This is a genomic window from Allobosea eneae, from assembly GCF_042657265.1.
GTDB lineage: Bacteria > Pseudomonadota > Alphaproteobacteria > Rhizobiales > Beijerinckiaceae > Allobosea > Allobosea eneae.
Map to the genome: position 1 here is coordinate 12285 of NZ_JBHSLW010000082.1, position 20080 is coordinate 32364.

Below are 20080 nucleotides of genomic sequence, written 5' to 3' on the forward strand. Positions count from 1 at the left end.
GCTAGCCGCAAGGCTTCATCACCACCGGATCGGCTTCGGCTGGCAGCATCTCGTCGAGCGCCCGGCAGCGGCTTTCCACGCAGATCCGCCAGTCGGCGGTCGCGCCGGAGCGTCGCATCACCACCTCACGCAGGGGCGGCAGCTCCGGTTTCCAGCGCCAGAAGCCGTCGACGAGCTCGGCGCCATCAGGCGGGTCCATGCCGGCGCCGGAGCCCTCGATGCGGGCCTCGGTGATAACGAGGCCCTCAGGCCTTTCCTGCCAGACCTCCTCCCACAGCGATTTCTGCACCGAATGCCGCCAGGAGAGCGTTATCTCGCTCGCGCCGAGCGAGATAACGAGCGCACCGGCGGCAAGGCAGATGCTCACGCGGCCTGCGTGGCGGCCTTGGCGCGCCAGAGATGCAGGCCGATCAGCAGCGCTGCGAGGGCGAAGCCGATCTCGTCGGTGGCCGGCAAGGCGAGCACCAGGAAGCCGGCGGCGACCGCGGCGAGCGCCCGCTCCCACAGCGCCATGTCGCGCTTGAGGAAGCCGATCGTCGCAGCGCCCCACAGGCAGATCGCGAGCAGCGTCTTGCCGATGATGTAGGCGGCGCCGAGCGCATAGGCCGCGCCGGTGACGCCCTGGACAGGCTGCAGCATCAGCGCGGGGTCATAGACCGCCATGAACGGGATGACGAAGCCGGCCATGGCGATCTTCACCGCCTGGCCGGCGATCTTGAAGCCCGATTCCTTGGCGATCGGCGCGGCGGCGAAGGCGGCGAGCGCGACCGGCGGCGTCAGGTCCGCCATGATGCCGAAATAGAACACGAACATGTGGCTGACGATCAGCGGCACGCCGAGCTTGAGCAGGATCGGCGCTGCGATCGAGGAGGTGATGATGTAGTTCGGGATGGTCGGGATGCCCATGCCGAGGATCAGGCTGACGATCATGGTCAGCACCAGCGCCAGGAAGAGCGACTTCTCGCCGACCGCGACCACGGCGTTGCCAAACACTGTCCCGACGCCGGTCAGCGTCATCGTGCCGATGACGATGCCGACGACGGCGCAGGCTATGCCGACGGGGATCGCCTGGCGCGCGCCGTCGGCCAGTGCCTCGCGGCAGGCGGCGACGGTCTCGGCCCCGCCTTTGGTAAAGAGATTGGCCAGGATCAGGGCCACGACGATGCCGACGACGACGAGGATGCCGTACCAGAAGAAGAAGGCGCAGAGCAGACCGAGACCGACCCAGAAGAGCACCCTAACGGCGATCTGGCCGATGCCGAGCGCGAGCGAGCCGCCGAGGATCAGGATCACGGTGAGCGCCAGGCCGACCGAGCCGGAGAACAGTGGCGTGTAGCCGGAAAAGAGCAGGTAGACGAGGACGGCAAGCGGCAGGATCAGGTGCCATTTCGCCGAAAGCGCCTTGCCGGCGCTCGGCAACTCGGAGCGAGGCAGGCCAACCAGGCCGCGCTTGCCAGCCTCCAGATGCACGGCGAGGAAGGCCGCGCAGTAGTAGAGGATCGCCGGCACGATGGCCGCCTGCACCACATCGGCGTAGGGCACGTCGATGGTCTCGGCCATGATGAAGGCGACGGCGCCCATCACCGGCGGCATGATCTGGCCGCCCATCGAGGCGGTCGCCTCGACACCGCCGGCAAAGGCGGCGCGGTAGCCGAAGCGCTTCATCAGGGGAATGGTGAACTGGCCGGTCGAGACGACATTGGCGACGCCGGAGCCGGAGATCGTGCCCATCATGGCCGATGAGAAGACCGCGACCTTGGCCGGTCCGCCGCGGGCCGAACCGAACAGGCCCATGGCGATGTCGGTGAAGAGCTGGATCATCCCGGCGCGCTCGAGGAAGGAGCCGAACAGGATGAACAGGAAGATGAAGGTGGCGGAGACGCCGGTCGGCGTCGCATAGATGCCCTCGGTGCCGAAGGACATGTGCTCGATCACCTGGTCGAGCGAATAGCCGCGATGGTTGAGCGGCGCGGGCAGGTAGTTGCCGAGCAGGCAATAGGCGAGGAACAGGCCGGAGACGATCGGGAGCGCCGGCCCCATGAAGCGCCAGCAGATGATGAACAGCACGGCGATGGCGGTGATGCCGACGACGAGGTCGGACGGCGTCACCTCGCCGGCGCGGGCGACGAGCTCCTCGTAGAGGAACCAGTGGTAGAGCCCGACGGCGAAGCCGATGCCGGCCAGCGCCCAGGCGGCGATAGCCTTGATCCGGGTCTCGCTCTTGTGTTGGGCGAGCAGGCCGCCGGCGACGAGGCCGAGAAAGCCGACATGGAGCGCGCGCAGGATCTGGTTCGGGATCGAGCCGCCGAACCGGGCAAGCAGCTCGACGACGACGACCAGCGGGAGCCAGGCGAGCAGCATCTCGCCCGCGGGCTGGCCCTGAAGCTTGCGCAGCACGATCCAGCCGAGCCAGAGCGCCATGGTGACGCGCAAGAGGTCGATGATCGTGACACCGGCGAAGCGGTGGTCGAGCGGCACATTGAAGGCGGTCGCGATCTGGAACAGCGAGAAGGCGACGGCGATCCAGAACAGCAGGCGCCCCTGCCAGCCCGGCCCGAAACCCGGCGGCAGGCCGTGCTCGGGATCGACCAGGACCTCCGGCTTGCTGGTGGGGACACCGGCCACGTCAGGCACGGCCAGCGGCTTGTTCTCGCTCGTCATCGCTTGCTTCCCCGTCGTCGCGCTTGCGGCACGATCTTGAATGCTCGTTGTCCTGCAAAAAAGCGAGGCCGGATCGACCGGCCTCGCTCTGGCGCGTCCTTAAGAGGCTGCGGCTCAGGAGCCGACCTTCAGGCCCTTCTCCTTGAGATAGCGCGCGGCACCCGGGTGCAACGGGATCGGCATGCCGTCGAGCGCGTTCTCGAGCTTGATCGAGCGGGCGGCGGCATGGGCAGCGCCAAGATCGGCCAGGTTCTCGAAGACGGCCTTGGTAATCTGGTAGACCGTCTCCTCCTTCATCCCCTCATGGGTAACGAGGTAGTTGACCACGGCCGCGGCCGGGACCGCCGCAGTCTGGCCGGTATAGGTGTTGGCCGGGATCGAGACCTTGACGAAGGGCGGGCCGGCCTTGTCGACCACGGCGGCGGGCACCTCGACCACGGTGATCTCGACCGAGGTCGCGAGGTCGCGCAGCGAGGCGACGCCGAGGCCGGCCGATTGCAGGGTGGCGTCGAGCTGGCGGTTCTTCATGAGCTCGACCGACTCGGCAAAGGGCAGGTACTCGATCTTGCCGAGATCCTTGTAGGACATGCCGGCGGCGGCGAGGATGGCGCGGGCGTTGAGCTCGGTGCCGGATTTCGGCGCGCCGACCGAGAGCCGTTTGCCCTTGAGGTCGGCCAGGGTCTTGATGCCGCTATCCTTCGAGGCGACGATCTGGACATAGTTCGGATAGATCGCGGTGATGCCGCGCAGCTTCTTCAGCGGGCTCTTGAAGCCGGCCTCCTCGTCGCCCTTCCAGGCGGCGTCGAGCGAATCGCCGAGGGTGAAGGCGATCTCGCCCTTGCCCTGCTGCAGGAGCTGCAGGTTCTCGACCGAGGCCTTGGTCGCCTGAACGGTCGGGCGGACGTTCTGGATCTTCTCGCCGTAGATCTTCGAGAGCGCGACGCCGAGCGGGTAGTAGACGCCCGAGGTGCCGCCGGTCAGCACGTTGATGAAATCCTGCGCACGCGCCGCCATAGGCGTGGCGGCGAGGGTGAGCGCGGCAATGCCGGCCAGGGCCCGGCGATGAAGCGAAATAGACATGAATCCTCCCGAGAGACGAAAGACCGCATCCCGGCTCTCAAGGCCGGCTGCCGCTGTTGTAGGACGCTTGCGGGCAAAAAGGGAACCCGCGCCAATGGGCTAAGAAGCCGGCGCGTCGCCTTTCCGCGCGATTTCCGCCCTGCTGGCGCCAGGAAGCTGCGGAGATTGCCCTCGCCGGCTGGACAGGCTAGCCGGAAACACCAACTGTCGATCTTTCCCGATGGAGCGCCCCGCCCGATGCAACCGCGACAGCCGACCACGTCCCTGATCGACCGCCGCACATTGCTCGCGGGCGCCGCCGGTACGGCCGCCCTCGCCGCAGTCGGTTTCTCCGGCACGGCGCTGGCGCAGCAGGGGCTGAAGCTCGGCACCGCCGAGGCCTTCTCCTTCGACGGCTTGAAGGCGCGGGCCCGCGATCTCGCCACCAAGCCCTACGAGGCGCCGCCGAACCCCAAGCCTGACGTGCTCGAAAAGATCGACTATGACGCCCATGGCAAGATCAAGTTCAAGCCGGAGCTGGCGCTCTGGGCCAATGGCCCGTCGCCCTGGCCGGTGACCTTCTTCCATCTCGGCCGCTACTTCCAGAAGCCCGTGCGCATGCATGTCCTCGACGATGGCAAGGCGCGCGAGATCGTCTACGACGAGAGCTATTTCGAGATGCCGGCCAATTCCCCGGCGAAGCAGTTGCCGCCAGGCGCGGGCTTCGCCGGCTTTCGCTTCCAGGAGAGCCGCTCCGGCCATCCCGGTCGCAAGGGCCAGAAGCTCGACTGGCAGAAGAACGACTGGGTCGCCTTCCTCGGCGCCTCCTATTTCCGCGCCATCGGCGAGCTCTACCAGTACGGGCTCTCGGCCCGCGGCCTTGCGATCGATCCGGCGGTCGGCGACCGGCCGGAGGAATTCCCCGATTTCACCCATGTCTGGCTGGAGACACCCGGCGAGGCGGCCGAGCATGTCGTGGTCTACGCCCTGCTCTCGGGGCCGAGCGTCTCGGGCGCCTTCCGCTTCCGCATGCATCGCGGCAAGGGCGTCGACATGGAGATCGAGCAGGAATTGCACCTGCGCAAGGACGTCGCGCGGCTCGGCATCGCCCCGCTGACCTCGATGTACTGGTATTCCGAGACCGGCAAGGCGACCATGGTCGACTGGCGGCCGGAGGTGCACGATTCCGATGGGCTCGCGCTCTGGACCGGCAGCGGCGAGCGCGCCTGGCGCCCGCTCAACAATCCGCAGCGTACCGTCGCTTCGTCCTTCGTCGACGACAACCCGCGCGGCTTTGGCCTGATGCAGCGCGACCGCGCCTTCGACCACTATATGGACGGCGTCTACTACGAGCGCCGGCCCAGCCTCTGGATCGAGACGCTCGGCCAATGGGGCAAGGGCGCGGTCCAGCTGATCGAGATCCCGACCGACGACGAGATCCACGACAACATCGTCGCCATGTGGGTGCCGGAAGCTCCGGCCAAGGCCGGCAATTCCTATAATTTCCGCTATCGCCTGCATTGGCTCGCCGACGAGCCCTTCCCGCCGACGCTCGGCCGCGTCGTCGCGACGAGGCTCGGCAATGGCGGCCAGCCGGGCACGGCGAGGCCCAAGGGCGTGCGCAAGTTCATGCTGGAGTTCAGGGGGCCGGCGCTCGAGGACATCCCGTTCGGGATCAAGCCCGAGGTCGTGCTCTCCGCCTCGCGCGGCACGTTCTCCTACATCTTCGCCGAAGCCGTGCCGAACGATATCCCCGGCCACTGGCGGGCGCAGTTCGACCTCACCGTCGACGGCACCGACCCTGTGGAGATGCGCTGCTTCCTGCGCGGCGGCGACAAGGTGCTGACCGAGACCTGGCTCTACCAGTACTGGCCGGCCTGAGCCGAGCCGTCATGGCGAGGAGTGCAGCGACGAAGCAATCCAGAGGCCGCAGAGCGCGACGAAACTGGATTGCTTCGCTGCGCTCGCAATGACGGTTCAAACTAGCCTTCGATCTGGCGCTTCTGGGCGCGATCGACCGAGACGAACAGCGTATTCGCCGCGCCGGGCTCGACGCAGAAGACATCGAAGCTGGGTGCCTGCGGATCGTCGGCTGGCATGTGCAGGATCGCCGAGCCCTTGCGGCCGGCAAAGGCCATGATCTTGAAGCTCAACCCGTCCGGCAGGCAAATCTCGATCGCATCGGCTGCGATCTCGGTCGCGACGCCATTGCGTATCGCTTTGAAGGTCACCCGCTCGGCGCTCACCGGCCTGCTCCTGTTCGGATGTCGTTGACGATGCCGATAACGCAGTGGCGTTGCGCTCGATGCAAGGGTGATCGTGCTTGCTCGTGAGCGAGCGTAATATTATATCATTCAGTATGGCTCATGATCACGCCCACCATCGCCAGCCTGTCGCCGAGGTTCCCGGCTGGTCGCTGCTGCGGCTGTCGGCCGGGCAAAGGCTCGGTCTGGCAACCGGCGTGATCCTGCTGCTCTGGGCGGCGACACTCGCCGTCATCGTGTGAACAAGAGTATCCCTGTGCCCGCCATCCGCTTCAGCGACCTGACGCTCGGCTATGACCGCCACCCGGCGGTGCATCATCTCTGCGGAGAGGTCGCACCGGGCAGCCTGACCGCGATCGTCGGGCCGAACGGCGCCGGCAAGTCGACCTTGCTCAAGGCCATCGCCGGCGCGCTCTCGCCGCTCGACGGCACGGTGACGCTCGCTAAGGGCAAGCGCCTCGCCTATCTCCCGCAATCGGCCGAGCTCGACCGCTCCTTCCCGATCCATGTCTACGATCTCGTCGCCATGGGCCTGTGGGGCGCGGCCGGCATCTTCGGCAAGATCGGCCTCGGCCAACGCGGCAAGGTCGAGGCGGCGATCGCCGCGGTCGGCCTTACCGGCTTCGAAAGCCGCAGCATCGGCACGCTCTCGGGTGGCCAGATGCAGCGGGCGCTGTTCGCCCGGCTGCTGCTGCAGGACGCCGACATCATCCTGCTCGACGAGCCGTTCACGGCGATCGATGCGCGCACCAGCGCCGACCTGCTGGCCCTGGTCCAGCGCTGGCATGGCGAGAACCGCACCGTCGTCGCCGTGCTGCATGACATCGAGACGGTGAAGCGCGCCTTCCCGCAGACGCTGCTGCTGGCGCGCGAGGCGATCGCCTGGGGCGAGACCGGCGAGGTGCTGACGGCGAACAACCTGCTCAAGGCGCGGCGCATGGTCGAGGCCTTCGACAGCCATGCCGCGCCCTGCGCGGCGTGAGCCGCAACATCTACTCCAGCCCTCATCCTGAGGAGCGATCGTAGATCGCGTCTCGAAGGATGCTCCAGTCGGTTCCGGAGCCTCTTGGAGCATCCTTCGAGACGCCGCTGCGCGGCTCCTCAGGATGAGGGCTGAGAGAGCTTTTGAAGGATTCGAGCCCTTTGTTCTACGACCTCCTGATCGGCCCCTTCGCCGAATTCGATTTCATGCGCCGGGCGCTGGTCGGCGTGATCGCGCTGTCGGTCTCCGGCGCGCCGGTCGGCGTCTTCCTGATGCTGCGGCGGATGAGCCTGACCGGCGACGCGATGGCGCATGCGATCCTGCCCGGCGCGGCGCTCGGCTACCTCGTCGCCGGCTTCTCGCTGCCGGCGATGACCTTGGGCGGGCTCGTCGCCGGATTCACCGTGGCCCTCGCAGCCGGCGCGGTGGCGCGCCTGACCGTGCTCAAGGAAGACGCCTCGCTCGCCGCCTTCTACCTGATCTCGCTGGCGCTCGGCGTCACCCTGGTTTCGCTGCGGGGTTCGGCCGTCGATCTCTTCCATGTGCTGTTCGGCAATGTGCTGGCGCTCGACGACGATGTGCTGGTGCTGCTCTCCGGCGTCGCCAGCCTGACGCTCGGCGTGCTGGCGCTGGCCTATCGCCCGCTCGTGCTCGAATGTGTCGATCCCGGCTTCCTGCGCTCGGTCAGCCGTTCCGGCGGCGTCGTGCACCTGACCTTCCTCGGCCTCGTCGTGATCAATCTCGTCGCCGGTTTCCATGCGCTCGGCACGCTGCTTGCCGTGGGGCTGATGATGCTGCCGGCCGCGGCGGCGCGGTTCTGGACCGCCGACATCACCCGGCTGATCCTGCTGGCGAGCGGCTTCGGCATGGCGTCCGGATATATCGGGCTCGTCGCCTCCTATGCCGCTGGCAGCAATCTCCCGGCCGGGCCGGCGATCATCCTCTCGGCCGGCGCGCTCTATCTCGGTTCGCTCCTGCTGGGCTCGCAGGGCGGCCTTGCGCGGCGGCTCTTGCCGAGGGCCCATCTCCAGCACTAGTTATGTTATACTGTTTCATAGCGCGAGAGCCATCATGCTGAACCGCCGCTCCGTCCTCCTCGGCCTTGTTGCCGGCCTTGCCCTGCCATTGCCGGCCTTTGCCCAGGAGAAGCTGCCCGTCGTCGCGAGCTTCTCGATCCTCGGCGATTTCGTGCGCGAAATCGGCGGCGAGCGCGTCGCGGTGACCACATTGGTCGGGCCCGACGGCGACGCCCATGTCTATTCGCCGACGCCGGCCGACGCGAAGACGGTCGCCGGGGCGAAGCTCGTCGTCGTCAACGGGCTGAAATTCGAGGGCTGGCTGACCCGGCTGATAAAGTCGTCAGGCACCAAGGCAACCGTCGCGACGGCGACCACCGGCATCACCGCCCTCAAGATGGCTGATGATCACGGTCATGGTCATTCCCATGGCGGCGAGGATCCGCATGCCTGGCAGAGCGTCGCCAACGCCAGGCACTACGTCGGCAATGTCCGCGATGCACTCATCGCCGCCGATCCGGCCGGCAAGGCGACCTACGAGGCTAATGCCGCGGCCTATCAGACCAAGCTCGATGCGCTCGAAGCCGAGATCAAGGCCGCGGTCGCGCGCATTCCGGCAGACCGGCGCAAGGCGATCACCTCGCATGACGCCTTCGGCTATTTCGCCAAAGCCTACGGCATCGAATTCATCGCGCCGCAGGGCGTCTCGACGGAAGCAGAGGCCTCGGCCAAGGACGTCGCCCGCATCATCCGCCAGATCAAGGCGCAGAAGGTGCCGGCGGTCTTCCTCGAGAACATCACCAATCCGCGCCTGGCCGAGCAGATCGCCCGGGAGAGCGGCGCGAAGATTGGCGGGCGCCTCTACTCGGATGCGCTTTCGGGCGCCGACGGTCCGGCCGGGACTTACATCGCGATGATGAAACACAATATAAGCCAGATCGAGAAGGCGCTCGTTGCCGGCCCGGCCTGACCGGTCCGCGATCGCAGCAGCGCCACCAACCAGGTCGTTTCCCATGTCCGAGAAGATTCCCGTCACGGTGCTCACCGGCTATCTGGGCGCCGGCAAGACCACGCTCCTCAACCGCATCCTCACTGAAGACCACGGCAAGAAATTCGCCGTGATCGTCAACGAGTTCGGCGAGACCGGCATCGATGGCGACCTCGTCGTCGGCGCCGACGAGGAAGTGTTCGAGATGAACAATGGCTGCATCTGCTGCACGGTGCGCGGCGACCTGATCCGCATCCTCGACGGCCTGATGAAGCGCAAGGGCAAGTTCGACGCGATCATCGTCGAGACCACCGGCCTTGCCGATCCTGCCCCGGTCGCCCAGACCTTCTTCGTCGACCAGGATGTCGGCGACGCCACCAAGCTCGACGCGGTCGTGACCGTTACCGATGCCAAGTGGCTGCAGGACCGGCTCAAGGATGCGCCGGAGGCCAAGAACCAGATCGCCTTCGCCGACGTGATCATCCTGAACAAGACCGATCTCGTCAGCGCCGAAGGGCTCGCCGAGGTCGAGGCGGCGATCCGCGCGATCAACCCCTATGCCAAGCTGCACAAGACGACGCGCTGCGACCTGCCGATCGCCGAGCTGCTCGACCGCAACGCTTTTGATCTCGACCGCATCCTCGACATCGAGCCGGACTTCCTCGAAGCCGGCCACCATCACCATCACTCGGAGGACGTCCGCTCGATGTCCTTCACCATCCCCGGCGATGTCGATCCCGAGAAGTTCATGCCGTGGATCAACGACATCAGCCAAGTGCAGGGGCCGAACATCCTGCGCTCCAAGGGCATTTTGGCCTTCAAGGACGAGCCGCGGCGTTTCGTCTTCCAGGGCGTGCACATGATCCTCGACGGCGATCTGCAGCGCGACTGGAAATCCGGCGAGAAGCGTGAATCGCGCCTCGTCTTCATCGGCCGCGATCTCGATGAGGCGGCACTGCGCAAGGGGTTCATGGCCTGCGCGGCTTGAGCGCCCCTGTCATTCCGGGGCAGGCCGCAGGCCTGAGCCCGGAACCCATGAACACGACGGTTCGGCAAAACGGGCGGCAGGCGGCCATTCCATATAGCTGGACGGCAGTGTTCATGGATTCCGGGCTCATCGCTTCGCGATGCCCCGGAAAGACAGCGTCGCGCGTCTTTCCCTTCTTTGCTAAAGCCACGCCATGGACACCGTCACCAAACCCGTCTCGCTGCGCGAGCATGTCGTTCCCGTCGAAGCCGGCGAGCATGTTGTCGGCGCCGTCTGGCTGAAGCAGACGCTGGCGCTCGCTCTCGCCGACGGGCGGGTGCTGCGCTGGCGTGATGGCGAGACGCAGAGCGTCGAGGCGCATGGCGGCGGCCTGCTCTGCATCGCCTCGGACGGCGGGCGCCTGATCAGCGGCGGCGATGACGGCCGCGTCGTCGCGACCTCGGCCGATGGCGCGCCAGAGGAGCTCGCCCGCGATCAAAAGCGGCGCTGGATCGATGCCGTCACAGTGTCGGCGTCCGGCAGCCTCGCCTGGAACAGCGGCCGCGATGTTCACGCCCGCGACGACAAGGGCAAACTCAGGTCGATCGACGTCGCCTCGACGCCGCAGGGTCTCGCCTTCGCGCCTAAGGGCTATCGCCTTGCGATCGCCCAGATGAACGGCGTGCTGCTCTGGTATCCGAACACCGAGGCCAAGCCCGACTTCCTGGAATGGAAGGGCTCGCATCTCGACGTGACCTGGTCGCCGGACGGGCGTTTCGTCGTCACGGCGATGCAGGAGAATGCGCTGCATGGCTGGCGTCTCGGCGAGAAGCCGAGCCATATGCGCATGACGGGCTATCCGGCCAAGCCGCGCTCGTTGTCCTGGTCGCATGACGGGCTCTGGCTCGCCTCCAGCGGCGCCGATGCCGCGATCGTCTGGCCCTTCCAGGGCGAGGGGCCGACCGGCAAGGCGCCGCGCGAATGCGGTGCGCGCCACGCCAAGGTCACTCGCGTCGCCTTCCATCCCAAGGCGCTGGTGCTGGCGATCGGCTATGACGACGGCTGCATCCTGCTGGTGCGCCTGACCGACGCGTCCGAGCTGCTGGTGCGGCCGGCGCAGCGCGGCAGCGGCATCACCGCCTTCGCCTGGGACAAGCTCGGCAAGCGCCTCGCCTTCGGTGCTGAAGACGGGGCGGCCGGTGTGCTCACCCTGCCGGGCGGCTGAGCGGCGATGCGCTTCGGCCTGTTCGGCAAGGACAAGCGCGACGCTGCCGAGGCTGATGCCGCAGCGCAGGTCAAAAGGCAGGTCCGCGAATTGCTCGCCCTGCCGGAGAACGCCGTGATCGCCGTCAACGAAATCCTCTGCGCCGATCCCGCCTGCCCGGGCACCGAGACGGTGATTCTGGTGATGAAGCCCGGCGAGAAGACCAGGGCCTTCAAGGTGCAGATGGGTCTGGCGGAATTGACGCCGCAGGCGCTGGCGCAGGCGTTGTCCGGACAAGGCGCTTGAGCCGCAGCCCTGGAATGGCGCCTTAGGCGCGCATCCGCTCAGAAATCGCTGGCGATGCCCTTCACTTCCCAGTCGTCATAGCGCACCGGCTCGAGCCCGCCTCGGCCGTCGACTTCCTTCTGCCGCTTGAGCTCGGCCGCCTTGGCGTCGATCGCCGCGCGGCGGGCTTCGGCTTCGGCCAGCGCACGCTGCGCAGCCGGCGAAAGCGCCTTCGCCGGGCCCGGCGTCGCAGGCTCGTCTGTCTCGGTTTGCGTGCTCATGATCGGCCATTCTCTTGCAGGATCGGCATCATCCCCACCACATAGGGACGAAAGCGCGTTCCGGCGAGCCTTTGCGTGCCCGAGCGACGACGCAAGAAGGGGTTCCTGCATGAACTATGTCCGTACCGGCATGCTGATGGCGGCGCTCACCGCGCTGTTCGGCGTAGTCGGCTATCTGCTCGCCGGCGCCGGCGGCATGCTGATCGCGCTCGGCATCGCGGTCGCGACCAACCTGTTCAGCTACTGGAATTCCGACCGGCTGGCGCTGTCCGCCTACAACGCCCAGCAGGTCGACGCTGCGACCGCGCCCGAACTCTACGGCATGGTGCGCGACCTCGCCCAACGCGCCAACATGCCGATGCCGCGCGTCTACATCATCCAGGAAGACCAGCCGAACGCCTTCGCCACCGGTCGCAATCCGCAGAACGCCGCGGTCGCCGCGACCACGGGCATCATTCGCGCCCTCTCCTATGACGAGCTCGCCGGGGTGATGGCGCACGAGCTCGCCCACATCAAGAACCACGACACGCTGACCATGACGATCAGCGCGACCATGGCCGGCGCGATCTCGACCCTGGCCTCCTTCGGCATGTTCTTCGGCGGCTCGCGCGACAACCGTCCCAACGCCATCGTCCAGATCGCGCTGATGATCCTCGCCCCGCTGGCGGCGAGCATTGTTCAGATGGCGATCTCGCGCTCGCGCGAATACGAGGCCGACAGGATCGGCGGCGAAATCTGCGGCAACCCGGTGGCGCTCGCCGATGCGCTGGCCAAGATCGCCGGCGGCGTCGCCCACATCCCGAACGAGACGGCGGAAGCGAAGCCTGCTACGGCGCATATGTTCATCATCAACCCGCTCTCAGGCCGCGGCATGGATTCACTGTTCTCGACTCACCCCGACACCGGCAACCGCATCGCCGCGCTGATGGAGCAGGCGCGCGCCATGGGCGTCGGCGCGAGCCGTGGCGGGTTCGTGGGCGGCGCAAGCCGGAACCCCTTCGCCGGCGGCCGCGAGCCCGGGCCCTGGGGCTGAGATGACAAGGGTACAGAGCCAATCCTTTAGCGACGATGCCCCCGGTCTCGCCGCACGCCGCCTCGCGGCGACGCTGATCGACGAGGTGCTGCGTTCTGGCACGGCGCTCGACGAAACTTTCGAACGCATGGCGCAGGGCGCCGGGCTGGAGCCGGCCGATGCCGGGCTGGCGCGCGCGATCGCGACCGCCGCCTTCCGCCGCCTCGGCACGATCCGCGATGTCATCGACGCCCGGCTGGAGCGTGGTAGCCCGCGCAAATCCGGCCCGTTCGAGCCGATCATGGTCGCCGCGGCGGCGCAGCTGCTCTTCCTCGACGTGCCCGATCACGCGGCGGTCGATCTCGCCATCCGGCAACTGCACGAGGACGCCCGCTCCGCGCGTTACACCTCGCTCGCCAACGCCGTGCTGCGGCGGCTGGCGCGCGAACGCGAGGCGATCCTCACCAGGCTCGAACCGCTGACCGATGCGCCCGACTGGCTGCGGGAGAGCTGGACGACGACCTATGGTCCCGATGTCGCCATAGCCATCGCCGCAGCCCATGCCGAGGAGCCGCCGCTCGACCTGACCGTCAAATCCGATCCGGCCGGCTGGGCCGAAAAGCTCGACGGCATCGTCCTGCCGACCGGCTCGGTCCGCTTGCGCGGACGCGAGGCGGTCATTGGCCTGCCCGGCTTCGCCGAAGGCGAATGGTGGGTGCAGGACGCTGCCGCCGCCCTGCCCGCCCGGCTTCTCAACGTCCGGCCCGGCGAGCGCGTCGCCGATCTCTGTGCCGCGCCGGGCGGCAAGACCGCGCAACTCGCGCAGGCCGGCGCTGTGGTCACTGCGGTGGATCGCTCCGGGCCGCGCCTGCGCCGGCTCAAGGCCAATCTAGAACGGCTGGGGCTGAAGTCAGAGGTGGTCACGGCAGATGTCGCGGCCTACGAGGCGGAATCGTTCGACGCTGTCCTGCTCGATGCGCCCTGCAGCGCCACCGGCACGATCCGCCGCCATCCCGATGTCGCCTGGACCAAGCGGCCGGAGGACATCGCCAAGCTCACCGCCCTGCAGGCCCGCCTGCTCGACCAGGCGGCGCGGCTGACCAAGCCGGGCGGGCGCCTGATCTACTGCACCTGCTCCTTGGAGCGCGCGGAAGGGGAGGCGCAGATCGAGGCCTTCCTGTCACGCAATACCGGCTTCGTGCGCGATCCGATCAAGCCTGAGGAGATCGGCGGCCAAACCGAGGCGCTGACGCCGCAAGGCTCGTTGCGCACGCTGCCGCACCAGCTCGCCGGTGAAACGCCCCGCCTCTCAGGATGGGCGGGATTTTACGCTTGTCGCCTGATAGGATCATGACTTGATCGAGGATTCGCCTTCGCAGGGAGGCGGTGGGACGGCGAGGCAGCAGACTTCATTGAACGGCTGGTCGGAGCGCGGAAGCCTTGCACGGGCAGCCATCGGCAGGGCGGCGCGGCGCACGCGCGGCCAGGTCGCCGGCGCCAAGCGCGCGCTCTGGCCCTTCGGCCGCCTGCGCGCGAGCCGCCTGCTCTTTGCGCCGCACGATCTGCGCACCGCCGACCCGATCACGGCGAGCGACATCTATGCCGGCTATTTCGCCCTCGCCGGCCGGACCGTGAACTGCCATGGCGAATCGCCCTTCCTGGTCGCAGCCCCGAGCGAGGCCTGGGCCGAGGCGCTGCACGGCTTCGTCTGGCTGCGCCATTTGCGCGCCGCCGACACGGCGATCGCCCGCGCCAATGCCCGCGCCCTCGTCGACGAGTTCATCGCCCGCCGGCACGATCGCGACGAGATCGCCCGCCGCCCGGCCGTGATCGCGCGGCGGCTGATGTCGTTCCTGTCGCATTCGCCGCTCCTGCTCGAAGGCGCCGACCATGCCTTCTACGAGCGCTTCATCCGTCATGTCGCCCAGACGGCCGAGCGCCTCCAGCTCGCGCTTTCCGGCGCCGTCGAGGGTGCGGCGCGGCTGCAATGCCTGATCGCGATCTGCTTCGCCGCCATCTGCCTCGACGGCCAGGAACGGCGCCTGCGCCGCTACGAGATCGCGCTCTCCGACGAGCTGGAGCAGCAGATCCTGCCCGATGGCGGCCATCTCAGCCGCAATCCGCGTATCCTCATAGACCTCTTGCTCGATCTCCTGCCGCTGCGCGAAACCTTCACCGCGCGCGGGCTGGAACCGCCGCGCAGCGTCATCATGGGAATCGACCGGATGATGCCGCATCTCAAGCTGTTCCGGCATGGCGACGGCGCGCTCGCTCTGTTCAACGGCATGAACGCGACGCCGCCCGACCTGATGGCGACGCTCGCCGCTTATGACGACGTCCGCGCCCGCCCGATCGAGCACGCCGCCTATTCCGGCTATGACCGCCTGAGCGCCGGCACCAGCATCGTGGTCGTCGAGGCGGGGCCGCCACCGCGGGGCGCCAACTCGATCGAAGCCCATGCCGGGTGCCTCTCCTTCGAATTGTCGACCGGCTCGCAGCGCATCGTCGTGAATTGCGGCGCCAGCCGCTTCGGCGCGCCCGAACTCAAACTTGCGGCCCGCGCGACCGCTGCCCATTCCACCGTGACCCTGGACGACCGTTCCAGCGCCGTCTTCGGGCTGGTGCTCGGAGAGCGGCGGATCACCGCCGGCCCTGCCGATGTCCGGGTCGCACGCCAGGACGGCGAGGAGGGCCATGAATGGGTCGGCAGCCATGACGGCTATCGCCGTACCTTCGGCACCGTCCACACCCGCCGCCTGCTGCTCGCGCGCAACGGCAATGAACTCGTCGGCGAGGACCAGCTCAGTCGGCCCGCCGCGCTGGCGAGCCTGCCGGCCGCCGCGCGCTTCCATCTTCACCCCAATGTCAAGCCGAGCCTGATCCGCGATGGCGAGGGGGCTCTGCTGGCGCTGCCCTCGGGCGAGATCTGGGCTTTCGAGGCCTCCAGCCTCAAGGTGACGCTGGAAGAGAGCATCTTCTTCGCCGCCGCCGACGGCCGCCACAAAACGGCGCAGCTCGTCGTCGAGTTCGATGCCGTGGCGACGCCGCAGGTCAGCTGGCGCTTCGCCCGGCTCGGCACGCCGGCCCAGCGCAAGACCAGAGCCGAAGAGGCCCGGCTGGAACAGGCTGAAACAGAGCCGGATCTGCCGCTGTGACCTCTTCGCAGGGCTAGGCTGCAGCGCCTTGTGCTTTGCAGCAAAGCCCGGGCGTGATAGGGCGCGCGCGAGCATTTTTCGCGCCTCGCGCTTACCAACCCGGACCTGATCCTCCCATGCCGAACGAACTCCGCCGCGTCGAACGCGCGCTGCTTTCCGTTTCCGACAAGACCGGGCTGATCGAGTTCGCCCGCGCGCTCTCCCGCCTGGGCATCGCTTTGGTCTCGACCGGCGGCACCGCCAAGGCGATCGCCGATGCCGGCCTGGCTGTCACCGACGTCTCCGATCTCACTGGCTTCCCCGAGATGATGGATGGCCGCGTCAAGACGCTGCATCCCAAGGTCCATGGCGGCCTACTCGCCATCCGCTCGCATCCCGAGCACCAGGCCTCGATGCTCGGCCACGGCATCGCGCCGATCGACCTGCTCGTCGTCAATCTCTACCCGTTCGAGGCGACCGTCGCCGCCGGCAAGCCCTATGACGACTGTATCGAGAACATCGATATCGGCGGCCCCGCGATGATCCGCGCCGCCGCCAAGAACCACAACGACGTCGCGGTCGTGGTCGAGGCCTCCGACTACGCCGCCGTGCTGGCCGATCTCGAGACCCACAAGGGCGCGACCACGCTGACGCTGCGCCGCAAGCTGGCGCAGAAGGCCTATTCGCGCACAGCCGCCTATGACGCCGCGATCTCGAACTGGTTCGCCAATGAGCTCGGCGACACCTCGCCGGCCTTCCGCGCCCTTGGCGGCAGCCTCGCCGAGACGATGCGCTATGGCGAGAACCCGCATCAATGGGCCGCCTTCTACCGCACGCCCGAGCAACGCCCGGGCGTCGCCACCGCCCGCCAGGTCCAGGGCAAGCAGCTCTCCTACAACAACATCAACGACACCGACGCCGCCTTCGAATGCGTCGCCGAGTTCGATCCCAACCGCACCGCCGCCTGCGTCATCGTCAAGCACGCCAATCCCTGCGGCGTCGCCGAGGGCGCTTCGCTGCTCGAGGCCTATGAGCGGGCCCTCGCCTGCGACCCCGTCTCGGCCTTTGGCGGCATCGTCGCGCTGAACCGCAAGCTCGATGCCGAAGCGGCGAAGAAGATCGTCGAGATCTTCACCGAGGTGATCATCGCCCCCGATGCCGACGAGGAAGCGATCGCGCTCGTCGCCGCCAAGAAGAACCTGCGCCTGCTCTTGACCGGCGGCCTGCCGGATGTCCGCAAGGCGGGCCTCAGCTTGCGCACCGTCGCCGGCGGCTTCCTGGCCCAGGCGCGCGACAACGCCGTGGTCGACGATATGGAGCTCAAGGTCGTGACCAAGCGCCAGCCGAGCGAAACCGAACTTGCCGATCTGCGCTTCGCCTTCCGCGTGGCCAAGCACGTCAAGTCGAACGCGATCGTCTACGCCAAGAACCTCGCCACGGTCGGCGTCGGCGCCGGCCAGATGAGCCGCGTCGATTCCTCGCGCATCGCCGCTTGGAAGGCCGGCGAGGCGGCCAAGGCGGCCGGCGTGCCCGAGAGCCTGGCCAAGGGCGCCGTCGTCGCTTCCGACGCCTTCTTCCCCTTCGCCGACGGCCTGCTCGCCGCGGCCGAGGCCGGCGCCACCGCGGTGATCCAGCCTGGCGGCTCGATGCGCGACGACGAGGTGATCAAGGCCGCCGACGAGGCCGGACTTGCCATGGTCTTCACCGGCCATCGCCATTTCCGGCATTGATGCAGGAACAGGGGGGCGGCATGCACACCGTCAAGGTCATCGCCGCCGGCTTCGCTTTGCTCGGCGTGCTGCTCCTGATCGCACCGCGGCTGAACACAGGCGGGCGGCATCCGATCGTCTTCGCGATGAAGCTCTTCATCCCGCTTTGGTTCGCGGTTTCGGTGATCAACCTGATCGTCGGCATCACCCGGGCCGGCTATAGCTTCCTGCAGGAAGCCCCGATCCTGCTCGTCGTTTTCGGCGTGCCGGCGCTGGTGGCCTCCCTGATCTGGTGGCGCTTCGGAAGGAATGTCTCGTGAGCCTTGAATCCGTCCGCGCCTTCTTTGCAGAGCATGCCCCCGATATCGCCATCCTCGAAACCGACGGCAGCAGCGCCACGGTGACGTTGGCGGCGGAGGCGTTCGGCGTCGAGCCCGCCCGCATCGCCAAGACCTTGTCGTTCCGGCTCGGCGAGCGCGTCGTCCTGCTGGTCACGCGCGGCGACGCCCGCCTCGACAATAAGAAGACCAAGGCCGCTTTCGGCACGAAGCCACGCATGCTCGATCCGGGCGAGGTCGTCGCCATCACCGGCCATCCGGTCGGCGGCGTCTGCCCGTTCGGGCTGCCGACACCGCTCCCGGTCTATTGCGACGTCTCGCTGAAGGCCTTCGACGAGGTCGTGCCGGCCGCCGGCTCGACCCAGACCGCGGTGCGCATCAGCCCGGAGCGGATGGCGGCTCTCACCGGCGCGGAATGGGTCGATGTCTGCCAGGAGCCCGCGGCCCGGGAAGCCGCGGAGTAGTCTCAGCCGCGCACGCGCTCGATCAGCGCCATCGCCGCAGCGGGATTGCGGACCTTGTCGCCGCTGATGACATAGAGAAAGACGTCGCGTGGCGTCTTCTCCGCCGCAGGCCCGAGCCGTTCCAGATCATCCGGCGCGCCACCCTTGGCCCAGTCCTTGGCCCGGCCGGCCCAGGCGTCGAGCTCTCTGGCCGGATAGCCCTGTGCCTCCATCTCCTTGGTCCCCATGATCCGCGCATAGACGAAAGGCGCGGTCACATCGGCAATCTGGGGGAAATCGGAATCGCCCGAAGTGATCGCCGCGACGCCGTATTCCCGTAGCAGCGCGACGAAATCGGGCGAACGGAAACTGGGATGGCGCACCTCGACGGCATGGCGCAGCCTGATGCCATCGACGTCCTTCGGCAGCAGCTTCAGAAAGGCCTCGAAATCGACGGGGTCGAAGGCCTTGGTCGCCATGAACTGCCAGTTGATCGGGCCGAGCTTCTCCTTGAGCTCGCTGAGTCCGGAGGTCACGAACTTCTCGACGGACGGCCCGGCTTCGGCCAGAACCCGGCGATTGGTGCAGAAGCGCGAGCCTTTCAGCGCGAAGACGAAGCCATCGGGCGTCTCGGCCCGCCATTTGGCGAAGCTCTCCGGCTTCTGCGAGCCGTAATAGGTACCGTTGATCTCGATCGAGGTCAGCTTGCTCGCAGCATATTCGAGCTCGCGCTTCTGCGAGAGATTCTCAGGATAGAAGGTCCCACGCCAGGGTTCGAACACCCAACCGCCAATGCCGATATGGATCTGTCCGGCTGTTTTGGGGGCCATGGTTCGCATCCTCGACCGTGTCGTTCGCTCTCAAGCGAAGAGTAGTACGCAGCTACCCCTGTCGATAGGCGGCAGCATGATGATGCTCGCCCCGCTGCGAACGTAAACCCAATGGCGGCCCTGCACGCTCGATTCGTGGCAGGATCTCTCTGATTGCAGCTATTGACTGCATTATGGGCATAGATGCACGCTGAAGGAGCAAGATCGAGGGACGCCGATGGATCGCGACTGGCGGGCGGAATTCAAGCGTATCGTTGGCGATCGAATGCGGCGTCTTCGGCTTGCCTCGCGATTGAAGCGGGCCGAGGTCGCAAAGGCCCTCCATGTCAGCGAGGAGCAGTATGTCAGCTATGAGCGCGGCCTGAGCCATGCCAGTTCGCAAGTCCTGATGCAGTTCTCGAGCCTTCTTGGCACCTCGCCGCGAGAACTTGGCAGAGGGATGGCTGCATTGGTCGCATCGGTGGGCCTCTCGGATGTCGAGCAGAAGCTCTATCGAACTGAACCAGCGGCTGCGTCGCGTTTGAGAGTGAACAAGGCGACGGAGAAGATCACGGATCAGGGCACACTGAGCACTCTGGTCTGTCTCACTGAATTTTTCGCAGAACTCGATGGCCGGGAAACCTAGATTGCAGAGGTGTTAGAGGCGCGAGGTTTCGGCACGGCCCACTAGCTAGGCGCTTTGTGCTTCTTCGCCCGGAACGAGCAAAAACCCGCGGAGATTTCTCTCTGCAGGTTTTTTGCATTTTTCGTAGATTTGGTTGCGGGGGCCAGATTTGAACTGACGACCTTCAGGTTATGAGCCTGACGAGCTACCGGGCTGCTCCACCCCGCGATAAACGGCAACGCGGCGCGGGATGCGGTGAGGCATCCTGCGCCGCGCGCTGGAAGTCATGTGATGAGGGATATC

Annotated in this window: 21 protein-coding genes and 1 tRNA gene; 15 read left to right on the top strand and 7 right to left on the bottom strand. The window is 67.1% G+C overall.

Features of this window, described 5'->3' with window-relative positions:
* Position 1: 1 nt before the first annotated feature.
* The 3 genes from ACFPOB_RS29120 to ACFPOB_RS29130 form a co-directional block, all read right to left on the bottom strand.
* Positions 2 to 367, bottom strand: coding sequence for a DUF1850 domain-containing protein (locus ACFPOB_RS29120; RefSeq protein WP_377801691.1), 366 nt, complete (start codon positions 365 to 367; stop codon positions 2 to 4).
* Positions 364 to 2661, bottom strand: coding sequence for a TRAP transporter permease (locus tag ACFPOB_RS29125; RefSeq protein WP_377801692.1), 2298 nt, complete (start codon positions 2659 to 2661; stop codon positions 364 to 366). The genes ACFPOB_RS29120 and ACFPOB_RS29125 overlap by 4 nt, the downstream gene beginning before the upstream one ends.
* Positions 2662 to 2775: 114 nt before the next feature.
* Positions 2776 to 3741 carry a TAXI family TRAP transporter solute-binding subunit gene (locus ACFPOB_RS29130; protein ID WP_377801693.1) on the bottom strand — a complete coding sequence of 322 codons (966 nt, stop codon included), beginning with the start codon at positions 3739 to 3741 and terminating at the stop codon, positions 2776 to 2778.
* A gap of 237 nt (positions 3742 to 3978) precedes the next feature.
* Between ACFPOB_RS29130 and ACFPOB_RS29135 the strand changes: the two genes are divergently transcribed.
* Entirely contained in the window at positions 3979 to 5601 is a 1623-nt protein-coding gene (locus tag ACFPOB_RS29135) for an OpgD/OpgG family glucan biosynthesis protein (RefSeq protein ID WP_377801694.1), read from the top strand.
* A 101-nt stretch (positions 5602 to 5702) separates the two neighbouring features.
* On the opposite strand, the gene ACFPOB_RS29140 is transcribed toward ACFPOB_RS29135, so the two are convergent.
* On the bottom strand, positions 5703 to 5966 hold the full coding sequence (locus ACFPOB_RS29140) for a hypothetical protein (RefSeq protein ID WP_377801695.1): 264 nt from the start codon (positions 5964 to 5966) through the stop codon (positions 5703 to 5705).
* A gap of 113 nt (positions 5967 to 6079) precedes the next feature.
* On the opposite strand from ACFPOB_RS29140, the gene ACFPOB_RS29145 reads away from it, so the two are divergent.
* From ACFPOB_RS29145 to ACFPOB_RS29175, 7 genes are all read left to right on the top strand, one after another.
* The gene (locus ACFPOB_RS29145; protein ID WP_167561593.1) at positions 6080 to 6226 is read left to right on the top strand and encodes a hypothetical protein; all 147 of its coding nucleotides are present in this window, start codon (positions 6080 to 6082) and stop codon (positions 6224 to 6226) included.
* Positions 6227 to 6240: 14 nt separating this feature from the next.
* Positions 6241 to 6966, top strand: coding sequence for a zinc ABC transporter ATP-binding protein AztA (aztA, locus tag ACFPOB_RS29150; RefSeq protein ID WP_377801696.1), 726 nt, complete (start codon positions 6241 to 6243; stop codon positions 6964 to 6966).
* Positions 6967 to 7172: 206 nt separating this feature from the next.
* Complete coding sequence (locus tag ACFPOB_RS29155; RefSeq protein ID WP_377801708.1) at positions 7173 to 8003, top strand: metal ABC transporter permease; 831 nt, start codon at positions 7173 to 7175, stop codon at positions 8001 to 8003.
* A 34-nt stretch (positions 8004 to 8037) separates the two neighbouring features.
* Positions 8038 to 8952, top strand: a complete 915-nt coding sequence (locus tag ACFPOB_RS29160; protein WP_377801697.1) for a metal ABC transporter substrate-binding protein — start codon at positions 8038 to 8040, stop codon at positions 8950 to 8952.
* Between the two features lie 43 nt (positions 8953 to 8995).
* On the top strand, positions 8996 to 9958 hold the full coding sequence (locus ACFPOB_RS29165) for a CobW family GTP-binding protein (protein WP_091832683.1): 963 nt from the start codon (positions 8996 to 8998) through the stop codon (positions 9956 to 9958).
* A gap of 193 nt (positions 9959 to 10151) precedes the next feature.
* A complete protein-coding gene (locus ACFPOB_RS29170) occupies positions 10152 to 11162 on the top strand; it encodes a WD40 repeat domain-containing protein (RefSeq protein WP_377801698.1) in 1011 nt (336 codons plus the stop codon).
* Between the two features lie 6 nt (positions 11163 to 11168).
* Complete coding sequence (locus tag ACFPOB_RS29175; protein WP_377801699.1) at positions 11169 to 11447, top strand: hypothetical protein; 279 nt, start codon at positions 11169 to 11171, stop codon at positions 11445 to 11447.
* Between the two features lie 38 nt (positions 11448 to 11485).
* Here the strand turns inward: ACFPOB_RS29175 and ACFPOB_RS29180 are convergent, their stop codons facing one another.
* Complete coding sequence (locus ACFPOB_RS29180) at positions 11486 to 11707, bottom strand: DUF1674 domain-containing protein (RefSeq protein ID WP_092163465.1); 222 nt, start codon at positions 11705 to 11707, stop codon at positions 11486 to 11488.
* A 109-nt stretch (positions 11708 to 11816) separates the two neighbouring features.
* On the opposite strand from ACFPOB_RS29180, the gene htpX reads away from it, so the two are divergent.
* From htpX to ACFPOB_RS29210, 6 genes are all read left to right on the top strand, one after another.
* Complete coding sequence (gene htpX, locus ACFPOB_RS29185; RefSeq protein WP_377801700.1) at positions 11817 to 12740, top strand: zinc metalloprotease HtpX; 924 nt, start codon at positions 11817 to 11819, stop codon at positions 12738 to 12740.
* Between the two features lies 1 nt (position 12741).
* Complete coding sequence (locus ACFPOB_RS29190; RefSeq protein ID WP_377801701.1) at positions 12742 to 14073, top strand: RsmB/NOP family class I SAM-dependent RNA methyltransferase; 1332 nt, start codon at positions 12742 to 12744, stop codon at positions 14071 to 14073.
* Between the two features lie 58 nt (positions 14074 to 14131).
* Complete coding sequence (locus tag ACFPOB_RS29195) at positions 14132 to 15874, top strand: heparinase II/III family protein (RefSeq protein ID WP_377801702.1); 1743 nt, start codon at positions 14132 to 14134, stop codon at positions 15872 to 15874.
* Between the two features lie 116 nt (positions 15875 to 15990).
* Positions 15991 to 17583, top strand: coding sequence for a bifunctional phosphoribosylaminoimidazolecarboxamide formyltransferase/IMP cyclohydrolase (gene purH, locus ACFPOB_RS29200; protein ID WP_377801703.1), 1593 nt, complete (start codon positions 15991 to 15993; stop codon positions 17581 to 17583).
* 20 nt (positions 17584 to 17603) lie between these two features.
* Positions 17604 to 17882, top strand: a complete 279-nt coding sequence (locus ACFPOB_RS29205; RefSeq protein ID WP_377801704.1) for a hypothetical protein — start codon at positions 17604 to 17606, stop codon at positions 17880 to 17882.
* Positions 17879 to 18364, top strand: coding sequence for a YbaK/EbsC family protein (locus tag ACFPOB_RS29210; protein ID WP_377801705.1), 486 nt, complete (start codon positions 17879 to 17881; stop codon positions 18362 to 18364). Before ACFPOB_RS29205 ends, ACFPOB_RS29210 begins: the two co-directional genes overlap by 4 nt.
* Before the next feature lie 2 nt (positions 18365 to 18366).
* Here the strand turns inward: ACFPOB_RS29210 and ACFPOB_RS29215 are convergent, their stop codons facing one another.
* Complete coding sequence (locus tag ACFPOB_RS29215) at positions 18367 to 19173, bottom strand: DUF72 domain-containing protein (protein WP_377801706.1); 807 nt, start codon at positions 19171 to 19173, stop codon at positions 18367 to 18369.
* A 217-nt stretch (positions 19174 to 19390) separates the two neighbouring features.
* On the opposite strand from ACFPOB_RS29215, the gene ACFPOB_RS29220 reads away from it, so the two are divergent.
* The gene (locus ACFPOB_RS29220; protein WP_377801707.1) at positions 19391 to 19798 is read left to right on the top strand and encodes a helix-turn-helix domain-containing protein; all 408 of its coding nucleotides are present in this window, start codon (positions 19391 to 19393) and stop codon (positions 19796 to 19798) included.
* 130 nt (positions 19799 to 19928) lie between these two features.
* On the opposite strand, the gene ACFPOB_RS29225 is transcribed toward ACFPOB_RS29220, so the two are convergent.
* Positions 19929 to 20005: transfer RNA gene (locus tag ACFPOB_RS29225), tRNA-Met, on the bottom strand.
* Positions 20006 to 20080: the final 75 nt, after the last annotated feature.

Bases quoted from the DNA above. Each gene is read 5' to 3' on its own strand.
- ACFPOB_RS29180 (WP_092163465.1), bottom strand. From the start codon at position 11,707: ATGAGCACGCAAACCGAGACAGACGAGCCTGCGACGCCGGGCCCGGCG.
- ACFPOB_RS29170 (WP_377801698.1), top strand. From the start codon at position 10,152: ATGGACACCGTCACCAAACCCGTCTCGCTGCGCGAGCATGTCGTTCCC.
- ACFPOB_RS29125 (WP_377801692.1), bottom strand. From the start codon at position 2,661: ATGACGAGCGAGAACAAGCCGCTGGCCGTGCCTGACGTGGCCGGTGTC.
- ACFPOB_RS29205 (WP_377801704.1), top strand. From the start codon at position 17,604: ATGCACACCGTCAAGGTCATCGCCGCCGGCTTCGCTTTGCTCGGCGTG.
- ACFPOB_RS29145 (WP_167561593.1), top strand. From the start codon at position 6,080: ATGGCTCATGATCACGCCCACCATCGCCAGCCTGTCGCCGAGGTTCCC.
- ACFPOB_RS29135 (WP_377801694.1), top strand. From the start codon at position 3,979: ATGCAACCGCGACAGCCGACCACGTCCCTGATCGACCGCCGCACATTG.
- ACFPOB_RS29220 (WP_377801707.1), top strand. From the start codon at position 19,391: ATGGATCGCGACTGGCGGGCGGAATTCAAGCGTATCGTTGGCGATCGA.
- ACFPOB_RS29165 (WP_091832683.1), top strand. From the start codon at position 8,996: ATGTCCGAGAAGATTCCCGTCACGGTGCTCACCGGCTATCTGGGCGCC.
- ACFPOB_RS29160 (WP_377801697.1), top strand. From the start codon at position 8,038: ATGCTGAACCGCCGCTCCGTCCTCCTCGGCCTTGTTGCCGGCCTTGCC.
- purH (WP_377801703.1), top strand. From the start codon at position 15,991: ATGCCGAACGAACTCCGCCGCGTCGAACGCGCGCTGCTTTCCGTTTCC.
- htpX (WP_377801700.1), top strand. From the start codon at position 11,817: ATGAACTATGTCCGTACCGGCATGCTGATGGCGGCGCTCACCGCGCTG.
- ACFPOB_RS29155 (WP_377801708.1), top strand. From the start codon at position 7,173: ATGCGCCGGGCGCTGGTCGGCGTGATCGCGCTGTCGGTCTCCGGCGCG.
- ACFPOB_RS29190 (WP_377801701.1), top strand. From the start codon at position 12,742: ATGACAAGGGTACAGAGCCAATCCTTTAGCGACGATGCCCCCGGTCTC.
- ACFPOB_RS29175 (WP_377801699.1), top strand. From the start codon at position 11,169: ATGCGCTTCGGCCTGTTCGGCAAGGACAAGCGCGACGCTGCCGAGGCT.
- ACFPOB_RS29215 (WP_377801706.1), bottom strand. From the start codon at position 19,173: ATGGCCCCCAAAACAGCCGGACAGATCCATATCGGCATTGGCGGTTGG.
- ACFPOB_RS29130 (WP_377801693.1), bottom strand. From the start codon at position 3,741: ATGTCTATTTCGCTTCATCGCCGGGCCCTGGCCGGCATTGCCGCGCTC.